General features: G+C 64.3%; 16 protein-coding genes. 11 read left to right on the forward strand and 5 right to left on the reverse strand.

The annotated features are described in order from the left end of the window. Positions 1–7 precede the first annotated feature (7 nt). The 7 genes from ASG03_RS08765 (at position 8) to ASG03_RS08795 (ending at position 8,895) form a co-directional block, all read left to right on the forward strand. A complete protein-coding gene (locus ASG03_RS08765) occupies positions 8–1,459 on the forward strand; it encodes a homospermidine synthase (protein ID WP_062475216.1) in 1,452 nt (483 codons plus the stop codon). Between the two features lie 208 nt (positions 1,460–1,667). Continuing rightward, positions 1,668–2,039 carry an outer membrane lipoprotein Omp10 gene (gene omp10 / locus ASG03_RS08770; RefSeq protein ID WP_062475219.1) on the forward strand — a complete coding sequence of 124 codons (372 nt, stop codon included), beginning with the start codon at positions 1,668–1,670 and terminating at the stop codon, positions 2,037–2,039. Between the two features lie 136 nt (positions 2,040–2,175). Then, positions 2,176–4,275, forward strand: coding sequence for a 5'-nucleotidase C-terminal domain-containing protein (locus ASG03_RS08775; RefSeq protein WP_062693296.1), 2,100 nt, complete (start codon positions 2,176–2,178; stop codon positions 4,273–4,275). Between the two features lie 296 nt (positions 4,276–4,571). Next, a complete protein-coding gene (gene hemH / locus ASG03_RS08780; protein WP_062693430.1) occupies positions 4,572–5,657 on the forward strand; it encodes a ferrochelatase in 1,086 nt (361 codons plus the stop codon). An 87-nt stretch (positions 5,658–5,744) separates the two neighbouring features. After that, complete coding sequence (locus ASG03_RS08785; RefSeq protein ID WP_062475224.1) at positions 5,745–6,764, forward strand: SPFH domain-containing protein; 1,020 nt, start codon at positions 5,745–5,747, stop codon at positions 6,762–6,764. Continuing rightward, positions 6,764–7,234 (forward strand): NfeD family protein, encoded by a 471-nt coding sequence (locus ASG03_RS08790; protein ID WP_062475226.1) that lies wholly within the window; start codon positions 6,764–6,766, stop codon positions 7,232–7,234. Before ASG03_RS08785 ends, ASG03_RS08790 begins: the two co-directional genes overlap by 1 nt. A gap of 119 nt (positions 7,235–7,353) precedes the next feature. After that, complete coding sequence (locus tag ASG03_RS08795; RefSeq protein ID WP_244475203.1) at positions 7,354–8,895, forward strand: outer membrane beta-barrel protein; 1,542 nt, start codon at positions 7,354–7,356, stop codon at positions 8,893–8,895. An 82-nt stretch (positions 8,896–8,977) separates the two neighbouring features. Here ASG03_RS08795 and galU read toward each other — a convergent pair whose 3' ends face one another. Further along, positions 8,978–9,859, reverse strand: coding sequence for a UTP--glucose-1-phosphate uridylyltransferase GalU (gene galU / locus ASG03_RS08800; protein ID WP_062475234.1), 882 nt, complete (start codon positions 9,857–9,859; stop codon positions 8,978–8,980). 556 nt (positions 9,860–10,415) lie between these two features. Between galU and ASG03_RS08805 the strand changes: the two genes are divergently transcribed. Together ASG03_RS08805 and ASG03_RS08810 are read left to right on the forward strand one after the other, a co-directional pair. Continuing rightward, entirely contained in the window at positions 10,416–11,636 is a 1,221-nt protein-coding gene (locus ASG03_RS08805) for a lytic murein transglycosylase (protein ID WP_062693297.1), read from the forward strand. Positions 11,637–11,721: 85 nt separating this feature from the next. Continuing rightward, positions 11,722–13,074, forward strand: coding sequence for an SGNH/GDSL hydrolase family protein (locus tag ASG03_RS08810; RefSeq protein ID WP_082475656.1), 1,353 nt, complete (start codon positions 11,722–11,724; stop codon positions 13,072–13,074). A 22-nt stretch (positions 13,075–13,096) separates the two neighbouring features. On the opposite strand, the gene ASG03_RS08815 is transcribed toward ASG03_RS08810, so the two are convergent. Next, on the reverse strand, positions 13,097–13,708 hold the full coding sequence (locus ASG03_RS08815) for an FMN-dependent NADH-azoreductase (protein ID WP_062693298.1): 612 nt from the start codon (positions 13,706–13,708) through the stop codon (positions 13,097–13,099). A gap of 162 nt (positions 13,709–13,870) precedes the next feature. On the opposite strand from ASG03_RS08815, the gene ASG03_RS08820 reads away from it, so the two are divergent. After that, a complete protein-coding gene (locus tag ASG03_RS08820; RefSeq protein WP_062693432.1) occupies positions 13,871–14,260 on the forward strand; it encodes a winged helix-turn-helix transcriptional regulator in 390 nt (129 codons plus the stop codon). A 130-nt stretch (positions 14,261–14,390) separates the two neighbouring features. Here ASG03_RS08820 and ASG03_RS08825 read toward each other — a convergent pair whose 3' ends face one another. Continuing rightward, a complete protein-coding gene (locus tag ASG03_RS08825; protein WP_062693299.1) occupies positions 14,391–15,845 on the reverse strand; it encodes a glutamate synthase subunit beta in 1,455 nt (484 codons plus the stop codon). A gap of 293 nt (positions 15,846–16,138) precedes the next feature. Next, a complete protein-coding gene (gene gltB, locus ASG03_RS08830) occupies positions 16,139–20,890 on the reverse strand; it encodes a glutamate synthase large subunit (protein WP_062693300.1) in 4,752 nt (1,583 codons plus the stop codon). Positions 20,891–21,484: 594 nt separating this feature from the next. Between gltB and ASG03_RS08835 the strand changes: the two genes are divergently transcribed. Continuing rightward, positions 21,485–22,540 carry a threonine aldolase family protein gene (locus ASG03_RS08835; protein ID WP_062693301.1) on the forward strand — a complete coding sequence of 352 codons (1,056 nt, stop codon included), beginning with the start codon at positions 21,485–21,487 and terminating at the stop codon, positions 22,538–22,540. Positions 22,541–22,603: 63 nt separating this feature from the next. Here ASG03_RS08835 and ASG03_RS08840 read toward each other — a convergent pair whose 3' ends face one another. After that, positions 22,604–23,080: an Hsp20 family protein gene (locus tag ASG03_RS08840; RefSeq protein WP_062693302.1), complete on the reverse strand. Its 477-nt coding sequence runs from the start codon at positions 23,078–23,080 to the stop codon at positions 22,604–22,606. Between the last annotated feature and the right edge of the window lie 289 nt (positions 23,081–23,369).

Below are 23,369 nucleotides of genomic sequence, written 5' to 3' on the forward strand. Positions count from 1 at the left end.
AGACCCCATGGCGGAAGCCTCTCATCCGGTTTACGGCGAAATCACCGGCCCGATCGTCATGATCGGTTTCGGCTCCATCGGCCGCGGCACCTTGCCGCTGATCGAACGGCATTTCACCTATGACAAGAGCCGGATGGTCGTGATCGACCCGCGTGAAGACGCGGCCGACATGGAGATCCTGAAGAAGCATGGCGTCAAGCACATCAAGGCCGCCGTCACCAAGGACAACTACAAGGAGCTGCTGAAGCCGCTCCTGACGGCGGGATCCGGCCAGGGCTTCTGCGTCAACCTGTCGGTCGATACCGGCTCGGTCGACCTCGTCAAGCTCTGCCGCAAGCTCGACGTTCTCTATATCGACACGGTCGTCGAGCCTTGGCTCGGCTTCTATTTCGACAAGAACATGAAGAACTCCGAGCGCACCAACTACGCGCTGCGCGAAACCATGCGCCACGAGAAGAAGAAGAACCCGGGCGGCACGACGGCCGTTTCCACCTGCGGCGCCAACCCGGGCATGGTCTCCTGGTTCGTCAAGCAGGCCCTGGTGAACCTCGCCCATGACCTCGACATCAAGTTCGACGAGCCCGACCAGCACGACCGCGAAGGCTGGGCGAAGCTGATGAAGAAGGTCGGCGTCAAGGGCGTCCACATTGCCGAGCGCGACACGCAGCGCGCCAAGAACCCGAAGCCGCTCAACGTCTTCTGGAACACCTGGTCCGTCGAAGGCTTCATCTCGGAAGGCCTGCAGCCGGCCGAACTTGGCTGGGGCACCCATGAAAACTGGATGCCGAAGAATGCCAAGAAGCACAAGAAGGGCTGCCAGGCCGCCATCTACCTCGAACAGCCCGGCGCCAACACCCGCGTGCGCACCTGGTGCCCGACCCCGGGCGCACAGTACGGCTTTCTCGTGACGCATAACGAGTCGATCTCGATTGCCGACTACTTCACGGTGCGCGACAAGGACGACGAGGTCACCTTCCGTCCCACCTGCCACTACGCCTATCACCCGGCCAACGACGCCGTGCTGTCGCTGCACGAGATGTTCGGCAATGGCGGCACGCCCCAGCCGGTCCTCCACGTTCTCGACGAGAACGAACTGGTGGACGGCGTCGACGAACTCGGCGTCTTGCTCTATGGCCACGACAAGAATGCCTACTGGTACGGTTCGCGCCTGTCGCTCGAGGAAACCCGCCGCATCGCGCCCTACCAGAACGCGACCGGCCTGCAGGTGACCTCGGCCGTTCTCGCCGGCATGGTCTGGGCCCTCGAAAACCCGAAGGCCGGCATCGTGGAAGCCGACGAGATCGACTACAAGCGCTGCCTCGAAGTGCAGACGCCGTATCTCGGCCCGGTCGAAGGTCATTACACCGACTGGACTCCGCTCGACGGCCGCCCGGGCCTCTTCCCGGAAGAGATCGACGAGAGCGATCCCTGGCAGTTCAAGAACATTCTGGTTCGGTAAACCGCAACCAAAGACAATCCAAAGCCCGGAGCGGTCTCGTTCCGGGCTTTTTCGTGCGCCTCTCCGTCCGACTGTCTCCCGAAAGCCGCGCCTGCGCGCTTGTGTAACGGAAGGCTGCCGATAGGGCCTTGCGCCGCTTGCAAACAGGGTTCGATCACGTCATGGTTTTTCCACTTCCGATCGTTCCGAGCATCACGGAGACCTTGCCATGAACGCCAAAGCCATCATGACCGCCCTCGCCGTCGCTGCATCTCTTGCCTCGTGCCAGTCGGCCCCGCGCGAGGTCAGCCAGATGCCGAGAAGTCAGGCCATGCCGGTGGGCGTCGAGGGAACCTGGGCCGATCCGAACGGCATCGTGTCGACGTTTGCAAGCGGAACATTCTCCACCCGCACGACCGACACCAACCAGCTGCTCGCCTCCGGAAGCTATGTCAGCATCACGCCGAAGCTGGTCGAGATCAACATGACGTCGATGGTCCGCAAGACGCAGCAGAAGGTCAATTGCGCGATGGTCACGACCTCGCAGCTCAACTGCACGACGGATACGGGCGCCCAGTTCTCGCTGTCGCGTCGCGCCTGATGTGACCACGTCCGGCGGCAAAATTCGCCGGGCCTTGCTCTTTCTCCTTGATGTCGCGTCGGCGGGATGAAACGATCCCGCTGTCCGGTGCCGGATCCCCGGCAGCGGGCCTGCGTTCGACAAAGAGGAGATCGTGATGATCCGCACCCTGCAGACCGGCCTGATGGCTGCGTCCCTGCTGGCCCTGTCCACAGGCGCCGCTTTTGCCGATTACGAACTGAACATCCTTCACATCAACGACTTCCATTCCCGCATCGAGGCGATCAACAAGTCCGATGCGACCTGCTCTGCAGAGGAGGAAGCCAAGAGCGCCTGTTTCGGCGGCGCCGCCCGCCTGCTCACCGCCATCAACACGACGCGCGGCGCGCTCGAAGCTGCCGGCAAGAACACGCTCTTGCTGAATGCCGGTGACAATTTCCAGGGCTCCCTCTTCTACACGACCTACAAGGGGGCGACGGAAGCCGAGGTGCTGAATGCCATGAAGTTCGACGCGATGACCGTCGGCAATCATGAATTCGACGACAGCGACGACGTGCTCGCGACCTTTCTCGACAAGGTGCAGTTTCCCGTCGTGACGGCCAATGTCGTGCCGAGTGCGGCGGCCAAGATCGGCGACCGCATCAAGCCGTCGATCGTCATCGACAAGGGCGGCCAGAAGATCGGCATCGTCGGCGCCGTCACCAACGACACGCCCGAGATCGCCAATCCCGGGCCGAACATCACGATTGCCGACGATGTCGCAAAGATCACCGAAGCCGTCGCAGCGCTGAAGGCGCAGGGCGTCAACAAGATCATCGCGCTGACCCATGTCGGCTACCCGCGCGACCTCTCGGCCATCGCCAAGATCCCCGATGTCGATGTGGTGGTCGGCGGGCACTCCCACACCTTGCTGTCGAACACGGTCGAAGGCGCAGAAGGCCCCTATCCGACCTGGGTCGACAACCCTGACGGCCACAAGGTGCCGGTGGTCCAGGCCTTCCAGTATTCGCGCTATCTCGGCGATCTCAGGATCGTCTTCGACGATGCCGGCGTGGTCAAGGAAGCCACCGGCGAGCCGATCCTGATCGACAGCGCGTTCCAGCCCGATCCCGCCTTGACGGCCCGCATCAACGACCTGAAGGCGCCGATCGAAACGCTGAAGCAGAAGGTTGTCGGCGAGACCTCCGGACCCATCGAGGGCGACCGGAAGATCTGCCGCGCGCGCGAATGCAGCATGGGCAACCTGCTCGCCGATGCGCAGCTCGACCGCGTCAAGGATCAGGGCATCACGATCGCGCTGCAGAACGGTGGCGGGCTGCGCGCACCGATCGATGCAGGCCCGGTGACCATGGGTGAAGTGCTGACCGTGCTTCCGTTCCAGAACACAATCGCCACCTTCCAGCTGACCGGCGCGGACCTTCTGACGGCGCTCGAGAATGCGGTGAGCCAGGTGGACGACGGCGGTGGCCGCTTCCTGCAGGTTGCGGGCATGAAATACGCCTTCGACCGGTCGAAGCCGGTCGGCAGCCGCATCAGCACCGTCGAAGTGAAGGAGGGCAACGCCTTCGTTCCGATCGATCCCGCCAAGACCTACGGTGTCGTCACCAACAATTACGTGCGCGGCGGCGGCGACGGCTTCAAGATCTTTGCGACCAATGCAAAGAATGCCTATGACTTCGGCCCCAATCTCGAAGAGGCTGTCGCAGCCTATCTCGGTGCGCACAATCCCTACACGCCCTATACCGAGGGCCGCATCACCGACCTGACGCCCGCTGATTACGTCCCCCCCGCAAAACAGGCTCCCGCGGCTCCGCCGGCGGCGAGCACCCCGGCGACGACGGCCCCCGCAGCGACGGCCCCGGCAGCGACGGCCCCGTCTCCGGCAACCCCATCTCCGGCAAACCCGTCTCCGGCGACCTCGCCGGCGACCGTGCCTGCGGCGCCCCCTGCCACACCGCCGGCACCCGTACCCGCCGAACCCGCAGCGCCGGCAGCGCCCCAACCTTCAGCGCCCCAACCTGCGGCACCCGAGGCTGCGGCGCCCCAGCCCTCAACATCCGAGCCTTCAACACCCGAGCCCGCACCCTCGACCACCGCCGAAACGCGCCATGTCGTCGTCAAGGGTGACACGCTGTGGGACATCGCGAAGTCGGCCTATGGCTATGGCGAGCGGTGGAAGGCGATTGCAGCGGCCAACGGCAACCCGGTTCCCGAGAGACTGCATGTCGGCACGGAACTGACCTTGCCGCCCCGCTGAGCGCGCGCCCGGCGACATCGAGACGAAACGGGATCCGGTCGTGCGCGAGCGGATCCCGTCAAGGGCCTTCGGAGGGCCCTTGGCGGAGAATGTTCGCCTGCGCGAACCTCACCGTGATGTGTTGTCCGGTCCGACCTTGAAGAAAGGGGCCAATGAGACAATCGGCCTCATCCGCTTCCACCCGGCCGGGCTTCCCCGGCCCCGATTTTGTTTTACATAGAGACAGATGAACCGATGAGGGCCATATCCGTATAGGATGGCACCCGTCGTCCTTGCCTCAGGAAACCGCCATGAACATGACCGTCACGCCTCTCCCCGCCGATCACCCCAAGGTGGCTTTTGGAAAAGTTGGCGTTCTCCTGGTCAATCTCGGCACGCCCGACGGCACGGACAAGGTGTCCATGCGGCGCTATCTCAAGCAGTTCCTCAGTGACAAACGCGTCATCGAATGGTCGCGCGTGTTCTGGTACCCGATCCTCTACGGCATCGTGCTCAACACGCGTCCGGCAAAAGTGGGCAAGGCCTACGAGACGATCTGGAACAAGGATCTCGATGAAAGCTACCTGCGCACCTACACCCGCAGCCAAGCCGAGAAAATGGCGGCAAGCCTTGCCGGCCACGACAATGTCGTGGTCGACTGGGCCATGCGCTACGGCCAGCCGTCGATCCCCGATCGCATGGAGGCCTTGAAGCAGGCGGGCTGTGAAAAGATCCTGCTGTTTCCGCTCTATCCGCAATATGCCGCCGCAACCACGGCCACCGTCAACGACGAGGCTTTCCGGCTGCTGCTGAAATCCCGCTGGCAGCCGGCGCTGCGCACCGTGCCGCCCTATCACGACGATCCGGTCTACATCGAAAGCCTCGCCAACTCGATCCACGCGCATCTGGCGACGCTCGACTGGGAGCCGGAGGTGCTGCTGACCTCCTTCCATGGCATTCCCCAGTCCTATTTCCGGAAGGGCGATCCCTACCATTGCCAGTGCTACAAGACCGCGCGCCTCCTGCGCGAGAAACTCGGCTGGTCGAAGGAGAAACTGCAGGTCACCTTCCAGTCCCGCTTCGGCCCGGAAGAGTGGCTGCAGCCCTATACCGACAAGACCGTGGAGGCCCTCGGCCAGAAGGGCATCAAGCGGATCGCCGTGATGAATCCCGGCTTTGTCTCCGACTGCCTGGAAACGCTCGAGGAAATTGCCGTGGAAGCCGAAGAAACCTTCCACCATGCGGGCGGCGAGAAGTTCACGCATATTCCCTGCCTCAACGACAGCGATGACGGCATGCGCGTGCTGGAGCACGTGGTGCGCCGGGAACTCGGCGGCTGGGTGGACGCGACGGCACCGCAGCCCGTGTCCCTCGAGCGCGTGCTGGGCGGGCCCAGCATCTGATGTCCGTCAACGCCACATCGCGTCGACGGCACGGTTCCGCAATCTGCCCGGGCATGCTAAGCCGGAGCCTGGCCTGACACGGAGGAGATGACCTTGGGCGGACTGGATATCGTGGTAGTGGCCTTCGCGGTCCTCGTCATCCTCGTGCTCATCGCCGGGATCAAGACCGTTCCGCAGGGATATCGTCACACGATCGAGCGTTTCGGTCGCTACACGCGGACCCTGGAGCCCGGGCTCAACCTCATCATTCCCTTCATCGATCGCGTCGGCGCCCGCATGAACGTGATGGAGCAGGTGCTCGATGTGCCGACCCAGGAGGTCATCACCAAGGACAATGCCAGCGTCTCGGCCGATGCCGTCGCCTTTTATCAGGTGTTGAACGCGGCAGAGGCTGCCTATCAGGTCGCCAATCTCCAGAGCGCCATCCTGAACCTGACGATGACGAATATTCGCTCCGTCATGGGCTCCATGGATCTCGACGAACTGCTGTCGAACCGCGACACCATCAATGACCGCCTGCTGCGGGTCGTCGACGAGGCCGTCGGTCCCTGGGGCATCAAGGTGACCCGCGTCGAGATCAAGGATATCCAGCCGCCCAAGGACCTCGTAGACGCCATGGCGCGCCAGATGAAGGCCGAGCGCGAGAAGCGCGCGCAGGTGCTGGAAGCCGAGGGATCGCGCAACGCGCAGATCCTGCGGGCCGAAGGCGCCAAGCAATCGGCGATCCTGCAGGCAGAGGGACAGCGCGAGGCTGCCTTCCGTGATGCCGAGGCACGCGAGCGGCTGGCCGAAGCCGAGGCGAAGGCGACCCGCATGGTCTCCGAAGCGATCGCCGCGGGCGACGTGCAGGCGATCAACTACTTCGTTGCCCAGAAATACACCGAAGCTGTCGCCGCGATCGGCACCGCGCCAAATTCCAAGATCGTGCTCATGCCGATGGAAGCCTCGGCGCTCATCGGATCGCTCGGCGGCATCGGCGCCATCGCCCGAGACGTCTTCGGCGGTGCGCCGACCCCGCCGGAGCGTCCTCGTGGCCCGGCGCGCGCCGTCCCAGCGACTGCCCCGGCCGCCCCTTCCCCCTTTGCGACGCCGCGGACCGGCGCCTGATGGTCGCGCGCGTCATCGAGGAACTCGGCCCCTGGGCCTGGTGGGTTCTCGGACTGGCTCTTCTGGCCGCGGAAATCCTTGTTCCCGGCGTCTTTCTCGTCTGGATCGGCATGGCGGCGATCCTGACCGGCGCCCTCGCGCTGATGTTCTGGAACGCGGACATGTTCGGCTGGCATGTGCAGCTGCCGCTCTTTGCCGTTCTCTCCGTCGTCTCCGTGCTGGTCGGGCGCCGTCTGCTCGCCCGTTTCGACGCCACATCCGACGCCCCCTTGCTGAACCAGCGCGGCCGCAGCCTGATCGGGCGGACCGCGATCCTCGAGGAGCCGATCGCCGAAGGGCGTGGCCGCGTGCGCCTCGGCGACACCACATGGCCCGTCAGCGGACCCGACCTTCCGGTCGGTGCCCGCGTTCGCGTGATTTCGGCCGATGGGCAATGGCTTCGCGTCGAAGCGGCCGCCGCCACCGCCTGAGCCACCGCTAAGCCACTGCCTGAACCGGATGCGCCACCGGACGCCTCGCGGCTAAGGATTGGTTAACCACAAGCGTTTACGATTGCGAAACAATTGCTTCGAGCTTGCGGACCCGGCACATGGCGCCTTCTGATTTTCTGGACATGGATGCGTGTGCCGTTCGGCCCGCTCGTGCCGCCATGGCCGTCCTGCTTCTGTCGTCCGTCTGCCTGACGGCACTTAGCCCACCATCGCACGCCTGGGCTCAGGCCGTGGAGGACGAGGCAGCCGATACGGCGCTTGCCGGGCCGCAGGACCCCGATGCCCCCCCGACATCCGGCACGCTCAGCGCGCAGGCGGCCGGCGCGGCCGCGGCAGCCGTTCCCGCGACCGGCACGACGAGCGCCGTCTCCCCCACGGGCGACACCGAGATCACGGGTGCGATCGGTGACGACGCCGTGGTCGGCGGCGGCTTGCTACGCGACCAAGACCTGATCCGCTCGAACCTGCGCGAAACCAGCGTCGACGGCTTGAAGTCGGCCCTCGCGGACGACGACGACGTGCCCGGCATTCCGCTCGGCACCTTCACGCTGAAACCGTCGATCGGCCAGACCATCAACTCCGAAACAACCCGCAGCGGCGAGACGCGCGAGCGGCGGACCTATACCGAAACGGGCCTCAAGGGCACCCTGACGTCCGACTGGTCCCGCCATCAGCTGAGCGTCACCGGCGAAGGTTACTGGCAACGCAACCTCTCCGGCACCGGCGAGACCAAGCCCCGCGCCGATATCGACGCCGCCCTGCGGTTCGATATCAGTCGCGACACGATCGCAACCCTGCGCGCCGGCTACAGCTTCGACCGCGAGGATGCAACGGACCCCAATGCCGTGAACGGTGCGGAGACGCAGGCCGGCGTCAACCAGTACACGCTCGGCGCCGGCATCGAGCATGACTTCGGCATCCTGCGTGGCTCGGCAAAGGTCGATGTCAACCGCCTGACCTATTCGGACGTTGATCTCTCCGCCGGCACGACCCTGTCGCAAAAGGACCGGAACCGGGATGTCGGTACGTTGACGACCCGGATCGGCTACGCGCTGTCACCGGCCCTGATCCCGTTTCTCGAGGCCTCGATCGGCCGGGGCATCTACGAGCTCCGTTCGGACAGCCTCGGCTACAGCCGCTCCTACAAGAGCTATTCCGGCCGCGCCGGCGTGGAGGCCGACCTTGGCGAAAAGCTGAAGGGCGAACTGGCCTTCGGCTACAACACCTATCGTTTCGACGACGCGCGGCTGAAAGACCTGAACGGCGCCACGATCGATGGCCTCATCAACTGGTCGCCACAGCGCGGGACGGACGTGTCGACAGGTTTGTCCACGACGCTGGAGCCGTCGACCACGTCAGGCGAGAGCGGCGCCCTTGCCTACACGCTGTCCAGCCGGGTCACGCACGAATTGCGCTCGGCCCTCGTCGCGCGGCTCTCCAACAGCCTGACATTCCGCAACTACCCCTCCGGCAGCATCTCGTCCGACACCAGGGTGTGGCTGGCGGGTGCCGGGCTGACCTACGACATCAACCGCTATCTCGCGCTGACGGGCGACGTCAGCTACGAGCGGACCACGCCGGACCGAGGCCAGGCGACGTCCGTCGCCCGGATCGGTGTCGGCCTGACGCTGCGACGCTGACCGTCCCGAACGAAAAAAGCCGCGCTGCCCCGGGGGCAACGCGGCTTCGTCTTAAGAGGTCAACGCCTCAAGAGGCCATGGATCAGCGGGCGAGAAGCGCCTTGAGCGGACCTTCGACCGAGTCGCGGATATCGTCGCGCGACAGGGCGAACGCGACATTGGCGAGGATGAAACCATCCTTGGCGCCGCAGTCATAGGTTTCGCCGCGGAAGACATAGCCCGCAAAACCCTGGCTCTTCAGCAGCTTCAGCATGCCGTCCGTGAGCTGGATCTCGTTGCCGGCGCCGCGCTCCTGCGTTTCCAGGATCTTGAAGATTTCCGGCTGCAGGATGTAGCGGCCATTGATGAAGAAGTTGGACGGCGCGGTTCCCGCCGCCGGCTTCTCGACCATGGCATTGATAGCGAAGCCTTCGCCGATGGTTTCGCCCACCCCGACGATGCCGTACTTGTGGGCGACTTCCGGCGCGCATTCCTCGACGGCAAGCACGTTGCCGCCGCTCTGCTCGTAGAGTTCGACCATGCCCTTGAGGCAGCCCTTTTCGCCGCGCATGATCATGTCGGGCAGAAGAACCGCGAAGGGCTCGTCGCCGACGATATCGCGCGCGCACCAGACGGCATGGCCAAGGCCGAGCGGCGCCTGCTGGCGGGTGAAGCTCGTCATGCCGGCAGCCGGCAGGATATCGGCCAGAAGCGTCAGTTCGGCCTTCTTGTTGCGCTCGCGCAAGGTCTGCTCGAGCTCGGTCTGGATGTCGAAATAGTCTTCGATCACGCCCTTGCCGCGGCCCGTCACGAAGATCAGGTGCTCGATGCCGGCTTCGATCGCCTCATCGACGACATACTGGATGACAGGCTTGTCGACGACCGTCAGCATTTCCTTCGGGACAGCCTTGGTGGCGGGCAGAAAACGTGTGCCGAGGCCGGCAACAGGAAAGACGGCCTTTCGGACCTTACGCTTCTCACTCATCAATATCTCCAGTTCTCAGTCATTCTACAAAGGGACGGATGGGATCCAACCGCCGCGGCGTGATATCGTCTTACCGGAAACCGGCCTGAAAGGACCGTCGATCCCGATGGGTCCGTGGCAGCGCCGTTTCCACCGGATGACGTCGCTGCTCCCGAAAGCCCGGCGTCTGACGGACAGTGATATGTCGTACCCGCCCGCAGTCTCCAGACCGGTGCGATCCGTTTCTGGAAATACGCGGCCGGGCGGGCCTGCATGCCCGTTCCATGAACGATCCGGGGTGAATGTCCGGTGAACATGACACGGGTCCGTCACATGAACGTGAACATCTATAGCCTCGTCACGCTATTTTTTCGCTGCTCAAGACGCAAGACCCCCGACATGGTAAAGAACTTGTTGACCACATTTCGATAGTCTCGATGGAACCGGCGCGAAACCAATGCCGGCACGCGTCAGATCCGTCCCCGCGAGCGCAAGAGGGACGGTTCTGGAATGGTACAGTGATGGTTTGCGCGTCGCGTCCGGCGCCCATGACCAAGATTACGGAAACGACAGACCGATGAACAGCAACAGTCTGCCCCTTCGCCGCCACCTCCGCGCCGCCCTGGTCGCCGCCGCCACGTTCCTTGCCACCACGCCCGCCTTTGCCGATGCCGGCTTCCAGAAGTGGATCAACGGCTTCTATGCGACGGCCGCCAAGGCCGGCATCACCGAGAGCACATACCGCAAGGCTTTCGCCGGCGTGAAGAGCCCCGATGAGACCGTGATCGAGAAGGCCAACTACCAGCCGGAATTCAAGCACAAGATCTGGGAATATATCGATAGCCGCGTGAACCCCTACACGCAGAAGGTCGGCCAGGAAATGGCGGTCAAGCACCGGCGCACGCTGGACGCGATCGAGAAGCATTTCGGGGTCGACCGCACCGTGCTGCTGGCCATCTGGTCGATGGAATCCAACTACGGCGCCGTTCTGGAAAAGGACGACCGCCTGCATTACGTGCCGCGGGCGCTGGCGACCCTTGCCTATGCCGATCCGAAGCGCGCCAAGTTTGCCAAGACCCAGCTGATTGCCGCGCTGAAGATCCTGCAGTCGGGAGACGTCGGGCCGCGCGAACTCAACGGTTCCTGGGCCGGGGCGATGGGCCACACGCAGTTCATCCCCACGAGCTACCTGCTGTATGCGGTCGACGCCGACGGCAACGGCCATCGCGATATCTGGAACTCCGTGCCCGACGCCCTGGCGACCGCGGCAAACCTTCTGAAGAAGAACGGCTGGCAGCCCGGCATGACCTGGGGCTACGAGACGGCCGTCCCGGCCGGCGGATCCGATCTGCAGGGGCAGACGAAGACGCTCAAGCAGTGGGCCGCCCTCGGCTTCACCCGGCCGAACGGCAAGGGCTTTCGTGACGGCAGCATTCGTGCCACGCTGAAAATGCCGGGCGGCAGCAACGGCCCGGGCTTCCTGATGACCAAGAACTTTTCCGTGATCAAGCGCTACAACGCCTCCGACAGCTACGCGCTCGGCGTCGGCCTCCTTGCCGACGAAATCGCCGGCTATGGCGGCATGCAGCAAGCCTGGAGCCGGCCGGACGGCACGCTGGACGTCAAGCAGAAGTTCGAGCTCCAGTCGCGGCTGAAGGAACTCGGCTACTACGATGGCGAGGTCGACGGCAATTTCGGCTCCGGCTCGAAGGCCGCGATCCAGGCCTTCCAGAGCCGGAACGGCATGGCCCCGGACGGCCAGCCGACGCAGAACCTCCTGCGCGCCCTGCGGGATTGAACGCGGAACCGGCGGGCCTTCGTGAGAGGGCTTGCCGGATCAGAAGAGAACCGGGCAGGATGCCCGGGCGGGAATGCCGATGTCGATGCCGAGAACAGCCAGCCGTCCCCGTCGCCAGAGCAGCGTGCTGCTGAGACCGGCGTGGAGAACCTGTCTGCACCGGATCGCCGTCTTCGTCCTGGCCTTCGTTCTGGCCTTCGCCCTCGCCGTACCCGTCGTGACGGGACTGCCGCCTGTCGGCAGCGCACACGCGCAGGAACGCCGGACGATCCTCGACATGTTCTTCGGCCGGCCGCGCCAGCAGCAGCGCGTCTACGAGACCTACGGCGACGAGGGGACCGTCTACCGGGAGGCCCCCCCAAGGGTACGTCGTCCGCCCAAGCCCCAGCGCACCAAGCCGCGTGCCGCCCCGGTCGTACCCGAAGCGCCGGCAGCCGTGGAGAAACAGCCGGACGCAAAGACGGTGCTCGTGGTGGGCGATTTCATCGCGGGCAGCCTCAGCGACGGCCTGAAAGCGGCATTCGTCGACAGCCCGGGAATCGTCGTCGAGGATCGCAGCGAAGGCTCCTCGGGCATGGTCCGCGACGATTATTTCGATTGGCCCGACATGCTCCCCGTCTACGCGGACGACGTGAAGCCGGCCTTGATCATCGTCAGCTTCGGGGCGAACGACCGCCAGCAGATGCGGATCGGCGCCGTGCGCGAAAAGTATCGCACGGATGCCTGGACCGCCGAATATACCCGCCGCGTCGCCGCCTTCGCAGCTCTTGCCCGCGGCCGCAACGTTCCGCTGCTCTGGGTCGGCATGCCCTCGTTCCAGTCACCGGCGATGACCACCGACATGGTGACCTTCAACGGCATCTTCCGTGCCGAGGCAGAGAAGGTCGGAGGGCAGTTCATCGATATCTGGGACGGCTTCGTCGACGAGCAGGGCAGGTTCGTGACGACTGGCTCCGACATCAACGGACAGCAGGTGCGCCTGCGCGGTGCGGACGGCATCAATCTGACGCCGGCCGGCAAGCGCAAGCTCGCCTTCTATGTGGAGAAGGACATCCGGCGTCTCCTCGGCGAAACCGTGGCGCCGGGCGAAGACATTCCGGATCCCAGCGGCATGAAGGACCTTGTCGTCACCGCGCCGACCAGCGAGACGATCGTCAAGACCCAGCCGATCAGCCTTGTCGACCCGGAACTCGACGGTGCATCCGCATTGCTCGACGGCGCCAGCCTGCCGGCCAGCACAGGGCGCAGCGCGCGAGACCTCCTCGTTGAGAAAGGGGAGCCCTCCCCTGCGCCCCTCGGGCGGATCGACGATTTCCGGCTGGTGAAGACGGCGCTGGTGCCGGAAACACCAAAACCCGCCGAACCGGCAACGCCCGTTGCAGGTCCCGTTCCATCGGCGCCAGCACCGCCGCCTTGGCAGGCGGTCCCGCTCAGATAGTCCAAGCGGGCGCAGCCGTTCCTCAGGCAGCCTTCAGCGCGGCGATCGTTGCGAGTGCCGCCTCTGTCGCGGCTTCCCGCTTGTCTGCGCCGAGCGCCAGACCCTCGGCCACAAAGACCTCCGGTGCGGTGACGCCGATGAAGGCGAGAACGGACCGCATATAGGTCTCGGCATGCTCGAAGGACTGCGACGGCGTTCCCGGTCCATAGAGCCCGCCTCGCGCGATCGCCAGGATGACGCGCTTGTCGCCAGCCAGACCCTGCGGACCGGCATCGGTGTAGCGAAAGGTCTTGCCGGCGACGCAGATGCGGTCCACCCAGCTTTTCAGCTGGCTTGCGATGCCGAAATTGTAGAGTGCCACGCCGATAACGACGATGTCGGCCTCCAGAAACGCCTCGAGAACCTTGCCGCCCAGCGCCAAGTCCTCCTGCAGCGCCTGATCGTGCTGCACATCGTCGCTTTGTCCGGCCAGATACCGGCCGGACAGATGGGCGACCGGCTCGGCGGCGAGATCGTGATAGGTGACCTCGATGTCGGGATGGACGGACGTCAGGCGTTCGACGGCCGCCCTGGACAGGGCCCGGCTGACCGAGTGATCGCCGAGAATGCTGGAATCGAGGTGAAGAAGCTTCATGGTGTCTATCCTTTGCTGCACGATGTGCAAGGTCTTCGATGAGGATGGCGCATGGAAACGCAACGCCGCGCTGTGTTCTGCGAGACGCTGGAAAATCCAGTTACTTTTCCATACCGAGGCACTATGAATGATCTGTCGAAGCGTGCGCAAGGAGGCACATTGATGACACCTGCAGATAAGGACATGACGCTGGAGATGCTGCACGAGAGCCATGACTGCCGCGCGGCGAGCGCCCTTCTGTCCCGGATCGGCGACAAATGGTCGGTGCTGGTGGTGATGTTGCTGACGCCCGGACCGAAGCGCTTCAACGCGCTCAAGCGGGCCCTGGGCAGCATCTCGCAGCGTATGTTGACGCTGACGCTGCGCAATCTCGAGCGAGACGGTCTGGTGACGCGGACGATCTACCCGACCATTCCGCCAAAGGTGGAATATGCGCTGACCGATCTCGGCCAATCGCTGCGCGAGCCCGTCCAGGCGCTCGGCTCATGGGCCTTCGAGAATCAGGACCAGATCGACAAGGCGCGCCTGGCCTACGACCAGCGGCAGGCCTGATCGGCCGAGAGGCCGTCGCCAGATCTCCGCGCCTGCACCCCACAGGCGTCGCAATCTACTGCGTGCGGGCGCCGCTCCCGCACCGCGGATGTCCGGCGAACCGGACACCGATCGATGGTAAGCCGCGGGGTCAGCGCGGCAGGACGCTCGAGCCCATCAGGGCCTCGTCGATCGCACGGGCCGCCTGTCGACCCTCGCGGATGGCCCAGACGACGAGCGACTGGCCCCGACGGACGTCGCCGGCGGCCCAGACCTTGTCGACCGAGGTCCGATAGTCCTTGTCGTCGGCGATCACGTTGCTGGAGCCGCGACGGTCGGTGTGGATGGCCAGCGCATCGCCGAGTTCCGCGAGGACACCGGTCTTCAAGGGGCCGCTGAAGCCGATGGCGATGAAGGCGAGGTCGGCCTTGATGACGAACTCCGTGCCGGGAACCGGCTTGCGGCGATCGTCGACCTGACAGCACTTCACGCCGGTCAGAACGCCGTCCTCTCCGACGAATTCGAGCGTTGCGACCTGGAATTCGCGGACGGCGCCTTCGGCCTGCGACGAGGACGTGCGCATCTTGGTGGCCCAGAATGGCCAGACGGCGAGCTTGTCTTCCTTTTCCGGCGGCTGTGGCCGGATGTCGAGCTGGGTCACCTTGACGGCGCCCTGGCGAAACGCGGTGCCGACGCAGTCGGACGCGGTGTCGCCACCGCCGACGACGACGATGTGCTTGCCGCCGGCCAAGATCGGATCCGACGGCCAGCCGACGCTGTCGATGTTCTCGCGGCCCACGCGGCGGTTCTGCTGCACGAGATAGGGCATGGCATCATGGACGCCGGCAAAATCGACGCCCGGGATGCCCGCGTCGCGCGGTGTCTCGGACCCCCCGCAGTAAAGCACGGCATCGTGCTCGTCGCGCAGGCTCTCCACCGTGCGATCTACGCCGATATTCACGCCATAATGGAAGGTGACGCCTTCGCCGGTCATCTGCTCGACGCGCCGGTCGATGAAGTTCTTCTCCATCTTGAAGTCCGGGATGCCGTAACGCAGCAGGCCGCCGGCCTTGGTTTCGCGCTCGTAGACGTGCACCGCATGGCCGGCGCGCGCCAGCTGCTGGGCCGCCGCCATGCCCGCCGGACCGGAACCGATGATGCCGATCGACTTGCCGGTCTTCGTCACGGCCGGCTTCGGCACGATGTAGCCCATCTCGTACGCCTTGTCGGCGATCGCCTGCTCGATGGTCTTGATGGTGACCGGCGCATCCTCGAGGTTCAGCGTGCAGGCTTCCTCGCACGGCGCGGGGCAGATGCGGCCCGTGAACTCCGGGAAGTTGTTGGTCGAGTGCAGGTTGCGGATCGCCTCTTCCCAGTTGCCGCTGTAGACGAGGTCGTTCCAGTCGGGGATCTGGTTGTGCACCGGGCAGCCGGTCGGGCCGTGACAGAAGGGGATGCCGCAATCCATGCAGCGCGCCGCCTGCTTCTGGACTTCAGGCTCCGACATCGGGATCGTGAATTCCCGGAAATGACGGATGCGATCAGAGGCCGGCTGATACTTTGCCAGCTGCCGGTCGATCTCCATGAAACCTGTAACCTTGCCCATGACTCTACCCTCAATCGTCGCCGTGAAAGCGCTGATGCCACCCGCTCAGCCTTCCACCCGTTTCTGTTGCTGACTGCCGGGCGCCCGGCAGCTTTTCATCATAGTCTCGCCCGATCCGACGAACGCGCCCGAGGACATCTTGCCGAGAGAGATCTCCCCGCAAGGCCCTGTCGTCCCGGCGCGGCCTTGCCTTGTGGCCGGCACGCCGATGCCGAAGCAACGGGCGGGACAACGAACCAGGCGCGGTGCGGCACGCATTGCCGCGCCGCCTCCGCCTTCCAGGCACCTCTGCCCTATGCGGCGACTTCCGCCATCTTCATCCGCTCCATATCCTCGAGCGCGCGACGATACTCGACCGGCATGACCTTGCGGAATTTCGGCCGGAACTCCGCCCAGTTGTCGAGGATCTCCTTGGCGCGGGGCGAGCCGGTGTAGTGAAGATGGTTGGAGATAAGCTGCACCAGCCGCTCCTCGTCATGGCGCGTCATGTCGCCGGAAACGTCCACCATGCCCTTGTGCATGAGGTCGCCGCCATGATGATGTAGTTTTTCCAGCATGTCGTCTTCCTCGGGCACCGGCTGCAGCTCGACCATGGCCATGTTGCAGCGCTGCGGGAAATCGGCGCTCTCGTCGAGCACATAGGCTACCCCGCCGGACATGCCCGCCGCGAAGTTGCGGCCGGTCTCGCCGAGCACGACCACCACGCCGCCCGTCATGTATTCGCAGCCATGGTCGCCCACGCCTTCGACCACCGCGATGGCGCCCGAATTGCGCACCGCGAAGCGTTCGCCGGCAACGCCATTGAAGTAGCACTCGCCCGAGATCGCGCCGTAGAGCACGGTGTTGCCGACGATGATCGACTCCGCCGCCTTGATCTTCGACTCCTCGGAGGGACGCACCACGATGCGCCCGCCGGACAGACCCTTGCCGACATAGTCGTTGCCGTCACCGATCAGATCGAAGGTGATGCCGCGAGCGAGAAACGCGCCGAACGACTGGCCGGCCGTGCCACGGAGCGTCACGACGATCGTGTCGTCCTTCAGCCCCTTGTGCCGCCAGCGCTTGGCCAGTTCGCCCGAAAGCATGGCGCCGGCCGAGCGGTCGACGTTCTTGATCGTGGCCTCGATCTTCACGGGCGTCTTGGATTCCAGGGCCGGCATCGCTTCCGCGATCAGCCTGCGGTCGAGAATGTCGTGGATCGGATGGTTCTGCTTCTCGGTCCAGTAGGTCGCTTCCTTCGGCGCATCCACCTTGTAGAAGATGTTGGAGAAATCGAGACCGTTCGCCTTCCAGTGCGAGATCAGCGTGTCCTTCTCCAGGAGTTCGGACGCACCGATGATGTCGTCGAACTTCGACACGCCGAGCGAGGCGAGGATTTCCCGTACCTCTTCCGCGACGAAGAAGAAGTAGTTGACCACATGCTCGGGCGCACCTTTGAAGCGCTTGCGCAGGACCGGGTCCTGCGTCGCCACGCCTACCGGACAGGTGTTCAGATGGCACTTCCGCATCATGATGCAGCCGGCGGCGATCAGCGGTGCGGTGGAGAAGCCGAACTCGTCGGCACCGAGCAACGCTCCGATGATCACATCGCGACCGGTCTTCAACCCGCCATCGACCTGCAGGGCGATGCGCGAGCGCAGGCCGTTCAGCACCAGCGTCTGGTGCGTCTCTGCAAGGCCGATTTCCCAAGGGCTGCCGGCATGCTTCAGCGAGGTCAGCGGCGAGGCGCCCGTGCCGCCGTCATAGCCCGAGACGGTGATATGGTCGGCGCGCGCCTTGGCCACACCGGCCGCAACCGTGCCGACGCCGACTTCCGAGACGAGCTTCACCGAGACATTGGCGTCGGGGTTCACATTCTTCAGATCGTAGATCAGCTGCGCCAGATCCTCGATCGAATAGATGTCGTGGTGCGGCGGCGGCGAGATGAGGCCGACGCCCGGCGTGGAGTGCCGGGTCTTGGCAACGGTCGCATCCACCTTGTGGCCGGGCAACTGACCGCCCTCGCCGGGCTTTGCACCCTGCGCCACCTTGATCTGCAACATGTCGGCATTGACGAGATATTCCGTCGTCACGCCAAACCGGCCGGAGGCCACCTGCTTGATCGCAGACCGCTCCGGATTGGCCGAACCGTCATGAAGCGGGAAATAGCGGTCGCTCTCCTCGCCGCCTTCGCCGGTGTTCGACTTGCCGCCGATCCGGTTCATGGCGATGGCGAGCGTCGTGTGCGCCTCGCGCGAAATCGAGCCGAACGACATGGCCCCGGTCGAGAAGCGCTTGACGATCTCGGCGGCCGGCTCGACCTCCTCGATCGGAATCGGCGTGCGGCCGAGACCTTCCGCACCCTTTATGGTGAACAGCCCGCGAATGGTGTTCATCCGCAGGGCATCGCCGTTCACCATGTCAGCGAACGCCCGATAATGGTCCTGTGCATTGCCACGCACGGCATGCTGGAGCGACGCGATCGAATCCGGCGACCAGGCATGGCCTTCGCCGCGCATGCGGTAGGCGTATTCGCCGCCCACATCCAGCGTGTTCGTGAGAACCGGATCGGGACCGAAGGCCGCCTGGTGACGGTTGAAGGTCTCTTCGGCGATTTCCTTGAGGCCGATCCCCTCGATCTGCGTGGCCGTGCCGAAGAAATAGCGCTCGATCAGCTCGCTCGAAAGACCGACGGCATCGAAGATCTGCCCGCCGCAATAGGACTGGTAGGTCGAAATCCCCATCTTGGACATGACCTTGAGAATGCCCTTCCCCACGGCCTTGATGTAGCGATAGACGATCTCGCTGCTGTCGACTTCCTTGGGGAATTCGCCGCGCTTGTGCATGTCGGTCAGCGTGTCGAAGGCGAGATAGGGATTGATCGCCTCGGCGCCGTAGCCGGCGAGAAGTGCAAAGTGATGGATCTCGCGCGGCTCGCCCGATTCCACGACGAGGCCGACCGAGGTGCGAAGGCCCTTGCGGATCAGGTGATGGTGCACGGCCGCCGTGGCGAGCAGCGCCGGAATGGCGACGCGATCCGGACCGACCTGGCGATCGGACAGCACAATGATGTTGTAGCCGCCCTTGACGGCGGCTTCCGCACGCTCGCAGAGCCGGTCGAGAATTTCGGGCATGCCTTCAGCGCCGCGCGCGACATCATAGGTGAAGTCGAGCGTCTTCGTGTCGAACCGGTCTTCGGTGTGGCCAATGGAGCGGATCTTTTCCAGATCGCCATTGGTGAGGATCGGCTGGCGCACCTCGAGCCGCTTGGCATGCGAGGCCCCGACATGGTCGAGAATGTTCGGCCGCGGTCCGATGAAGGACACGAGGCTCATCACCAGCTCCTCGCGGATCGGATCGATCGGCGGGTTGGTGACCTGCGCGAAGTTCTGCTTGAAATAGGTGTAGAGCAGCTTGGATTTGGACGACATGGCCGAGATCGGCGTATCCGTTCCCATCGAGCCGATCGCTTCCTGCCCGGTCGTCGCCATCGGCGACATCAGGATCTTCGTGTCTTCGAGCGTGTAGCCGAACGCCTGCTGGCGATCGAGCAACGAGACATCGCGACGCAACGCCCGCGGCTCCACCGGCTTCAGCTCTTCAAGGATCAGCTGCGTGTTGTCGAGCCACTTGCGATAGGGATGCTGGCCGGCGAGCGAAGACTTCACCTCCTCGTCCGAGATGATGCGGCCCTGCTCCATGTCGATCAGCAGCATCTTGCCCGGCTGGAGACGCCACTTCTTCACGATGCTCTCTTCCGGAACCGGCAGCGTGCCGGCTTCCGACGCGAGGATCACGCGGTCGTCATCGGTGACCAGGTAGCGGGCTGGACGCAGGCCGTTGCGGTCGAGCGTTGCGCCGATCTGCCGGCCGTCGGTGAAACAGACCGCTGCCGGACCGTCCCACGGCTCCATCAGGGCGGCATGGTATTCGTAGAAAGCCTTGCGCTCCGGCCCCATCAACTGGTTGCCGGCCCAGGCCTCGGGGATCAGCATCATCACCGCATGCGCGAGCGAGTAGCCGCCCTGCACGAGGAATTCGAGCGCATTGTCGAAGCAGGCGGTGTCCGACTGCCCCTCATAGGAGATCGGCCAGAGCTTCGAGATGTCGTCGCCGAAGAGCGGCGAGGACACCGACGCCTGGCGGGCCGCCATCCAGTTGACGTTGGAGCGCAGCGTGTTGATCTCGCCGTTATGGGCGACCATGCGATAAGGATGCGCCAGCTTCCAGGACGGGAAGGTGTTGGTGGAGAAGCGCTGGTGCACGAGCGCGACCGCACTCTCGAAGCGCGGGTCTTCCAGATCCTTGAAATAGGCCGCGACCTGATAGGCGAGGAACATGCCCTTGTAGATGATCGTCTTCGACGACAGCGACACGGGATAAAAGCCGGTTTCCGCACCCTTGTAGGCGTCGTAGATCCGGTTGGAGATGACCTTGCGCAGCGTGAACAGACGACGCTCGAATTCGGCATTCGTCGCGGCATCGCGGCCGGCGCCGATGAACACCTGGATATGGCGGGGCTCGGTGGCCGCAATATGCGGCGCCTTCGACAGCGAAGCATTGTCGACCGGCACGTCGCGGAAGCCGAGCAGCGACTGGCCCTCTTCAGCCACCACGTCGGCGATGACCTGCTTGAAGTGCGCGATCTGCGCCTCGTCCTGCGGCATGAACAGATAGCCGACGGCATAATCGCCGGCGCGCGGCAGCGTCACGCCCTGGGCCGCCATCTCCTCGCGGAAGAAGCGATCCGGGATCTGCACCAGAATGCCGGCGCCGTCCCCCATCAGCGGATCGGCACCGACGGCACCGCGATGCGTCAGGTTTTCCAGAATGAACAGGCCGTCCCGCACGATCTTGTGCGACTTGACGCCTTTCATGTGCGCGACGAAGCCGACGCCGCAGGCATCGTGCTCGTTGCGCGGATCATAGAGGCCCTGCTTGGCCGGCAGGCCACCCTTGTATGTGTTTTCGGGAAACGCTTTCGGGAACACGGCCGTCGTCGTCGCAGTGGCCTCGACCTCTGCGCGATGGGATCCGGCGTCATGTGATGGCGTGATACGCGTCATCGTCTTCCCTCCAGTTGCGGCCCATGTCTATTGGGCCTGCCGTCGTCGGGGCGCACGCGCGGCTTCAAACACGCGGTGACGCCCGGTCTATCGTTGCATGATCCTGTTCCGCTCGCAAACAAAGCTTGGCGGTGTCGGGTCAGGTGATCCGCGACCATTTGACAGGGGACTCCGGCATCGGCCGACGGCGCAAAGGAGCCCTTCGGGCCCGCCGCGAGAGAGTGTTTCCCTGTACCAGCCCCGCGCCACGTGATGGGCGCTTCGGGCCTTTCGGTCTCCAGACCGAAATAGGACAGCAAGCCTGTCCTATTTCACAGGCTCTATGCCAGAAACCTCCGGTGACCGCAAGGGATTGCGCTTAAATAAACAGCACCACCAATGCAAAAATGTCGGTTATCCCGCAATTGGCGAAAGAAAGTTGCGCGGCTGATGAAGAGTGTTTCCATTGGTTTCAAACTGGTCTGCAAGTGTCGTTCGCGACACGAGCGGGATTGATTGCCGGGACCGGGCGATTATGGTCACGCTCGGTTCGACACCCTCCTGCCTTCGAACCTGCCCCTTCCTTGACCCTTTCTCTCGACCATCGGAAGCCCCATGATCTTTTCCTCCGACAACTGGGCCGGTGCCCACCCTCTGATTGCGGAAAGTCTGGTCAAGGCCGCGCCCGGCTTCGCCCCGGCCTACGGCACAAGCCCCCTGGACCGACGGGTCGAGGCCATGCTGGCCGAGGTGTTTGAACGCGAGGTCGCCGTCTTCTTCGTCGGGACGGGCACGGCGGCGAATTCGCTTGCCTTTGCCAGCGTCACGCGCCCCGGCGGACACGTGTTCTGCCACCGCGAGGCCCATGTAAATTCGGACGAATGCGGGGCGCCCGAATTCTTCTCTCTCGGTGCGCGCATGGCGCCGGTCGATGGCGCCCTGGGCAAGATGGATCCGGAACGCCTGGAGGCTGAAATCAAGCGGTTTCCCCCAGGCTCCGTTCATGCGGGGCAACCCATGGCCGTGACGTTGACGCAAGCGACCGAAGCCGGCACCGTCTATACGCTCGACGAGATTTCCGCGGTTTCGGAGATCGCGGGCCGCTATGCCTTGCCGTTGCATATGGACGGTGCGCGCTTTGCCAATGCACTGGTTGCCCTGGATGCGACGCCGGCCGAAATGACCTGGAAACGGGGCGTCGACATCCTCTCCTTCGGCGGCACCAAAAACGGCTGCTGGTGCGCGGAAGCGCTGATCCTGTTCGATCCTGCAAAAACCGGCGACATGCCCTACCTGCGCAAGCGCTCGGCCCAGCTCTTCTCCAAGACCCGGTTCGTGTCCGCACAGCTCGAAGCCTATCTCGACAAGGACCTCTGGCTTGACCTTGCGCGACATGCCAACACGATGGCCAAGCGCCTCGCGGACGGTCTCACAGACAGCAACAGCGCCCGCCTTGCCTGGCCGTCCAATGCCAACGAACTGTTCGTGATCCTGAAAACAGCGAACGCCGAGGCGCTGAAGGAAAAGGGCGCGCTGTTCTATCCCTGGCCGGTCCCCCACGCCCTGGCGGGGTCACTCGCCGCCGACGAGGGGCTCTATCGCCTCGTCACCAGCTTTGCGACCGAGCCCGGCGATGTCGATGCGTTCCTCGAGGGCTGCCGCAGCGCCTGATCCCCAAACGAAAAACGGCGCCCCTTTCGGGACGCCGTCCTACGTTCAACGACGAGCGGTCGATCAGTTGACGCTCGCGTCCACGTGGTTGGCTTCGATCTGCTTCGGTGCGCTTTGGGCGGCCGAGATCTCGATGCGGCGCGGCTTGGCAGCTTCCGGGATCTCGCGCAGGAGATCGATGTGCAGCAGGCCGTTCTTCAGGGAAGCAGAGCGGATTTCCACATATTCGGCCAGCTGGAAGCGGCGCTCGAAAGCGCGCTTGGCGATGCCGCGATACAGGAACTGGTTTTCAGCCGTCTGCTCTTCACTTTTTTCACCCTTGACCGTCAGCGTGTGTTCCCGCGCCTCGATCGAAAGCTCGCTTTCGTCGAAACCGGCAACCGCCATGGTGATCCGGTAGGTGTTGTCGCCGGTCCGCTCGATATTATAGGGCGGATAGCTCTGCGACTGGTCGGGCTGGCCGAGGCTGTCGAGCATGGTGAACAGCCGGTCAAAGCCGACGGTGGAGCGATAAAGGGGAGAAAAATCAACGTGACGCATGGTGTCCTCACTGGTCGAGCAACGTGTTGCGATGTCTGGTCCGTCATCCCGAAAGCGGCGATGGCGAGCCGGTGGCCGGGCCCTCTTCGGCGCCCGTGACCTTGAGATGGGAATGGCGATTTCGACCGTCAAGAGGCGTCCGAACGACAAAATCACCGACATAAACCGGAGATGAACAGCCAATTCCATTTCGGTTCACCCGTGCTCGGCTAGAACGGCTTCATCGGAACAGGAGCAAGACACGCAGCCGGATCGTCCCTGAAAGGCTGCAGTCCCCGTTGCGCTCCTG

Origin of the sequence: Rhizobium sp. Leaf341, from assembly GCF_001424325.1 — a bacterium.
Classification (GTDB): domain Bacteria; phylum Pseudomonadota; class Alphaproteobacteria; order Rhizobiales; family Rhizobiaceae; genus Ferranicluibacter.

Excerpts from the sequence above, each read along its gene's own strand:
- ASG03_RS08765 (WP_062475216.1), top strand. The coding sequence starts at position 8 with ATGGCGGAAGCCTCTCATCCGGTTTACGGCGAAATCACCGGCCCGATC.
- omp10 (WP_062475219.1), top strand. The coding sequence starts at position 1,668 with ATGAACGCCAAAGCCATCATGACCGCCCTCGCCGTCGCTGCATCTCTT.
- ASG03_RS08775 (WP_062693296.1), top strand. The coding sequence starts at position 2,176 with ATGATCCGCACCCTGCAGACCGGCCTGATGGCTGCGTCCCTGCTGGCC.
- hemH (WP_062693430.1), top strand. The coding sequence starts at position 4,572 with ATGACCGTCACGCCTCTCCCCGCCGATCACCCCAAGGTGGCTTTTGGA.
- ASG03_RS08785 (WP_062475224.1), top strand. The coding sequence starts at position 5,745 with ATGACCTTGGGCGGACTGGATATCGTGGTAGTGGCCTTCGCGGTCCTC.
- ASG03_RS08790 (WP_062475226.1), top strand. The coding sequence starts at position 6,764 with ATGGTCGCGCGCGTCATCGAGGAACTCGGCCCCTGGGCCTGGTGGGTT.
- ASG03_RS08795 (WP_244475203.1), top strand. The coding sequence starts at position 7,354 with ATGGCGCCTTCTGATTTTCTGGACATGGATGCGTGTGCCGTTCGGCCC.
- galU (WP_062475234.1), bottom strand. The coding sequence starts at position 9,859 with ATGAGTGAGAAGCGTAAGGTCCGAAAGGCCGTCTTTCCTGTTGCCGGC.
- ASG03_RS08805 (WP_062693297.1), top strand. The coding sequence starts at position 10,416 with ATGAACAGCAACAGTCTGCCCCTTCGCCGCCACCTCCGCGCCGCCCTG.
- ASG03_RS08810 (WP_082475656.1), top strand. The coding sequence starts at position 11,722 with ATGCCGAGAACAGCCAGCCGTCCCCGTCGCCAGAGCAGCGTGCTGCTG.
- ASG03_RS08815 (WP_062693298.1), bottom strand. The coding sequence starts at position 13,708 with ATGAAGCTTCTTCACCTCGATTCCAGCATTCTCGGCGATCACTCGGTC.
- ASG03_RS08820 (WP_062693432.1), top strand. The coding sequence starts at position 13,871 with ATGACACCTGCAGATAAGGACATGACGCTGGAGATGCTGCACGAGAGC.
- ASG03_RS08825 (WP_062693299.1), bottom strand. The coding sequence starts at position 15,845 with ATGGGCAAGGTTACAGGTTTCATGGAGATCGACCGGCAGCTGGCAAAG.
- gltB (WP_062693300.1), bottom strand. The coding sequence starts at position 20,890 with ATGACGCGTATCACGCCATCACATGACGCCGGATCCCATCGCGCAGAG.
- ASG03_RS08835 (WP_062693301.1), top strand. The coding sequence starts at position 21,485 with ATGATCTTTTCCTCCGACAACTGGGCCGGTGCCCACCCTCTGATTGCG.
- ASG03_RS08840 (WP_062693302.1), bottom strand. The coding sequence starts at position 23,080 with ATGCGTCACGTTGATTTTTCTCCCCTTTATCGCTCCACCGTCGGCTTT.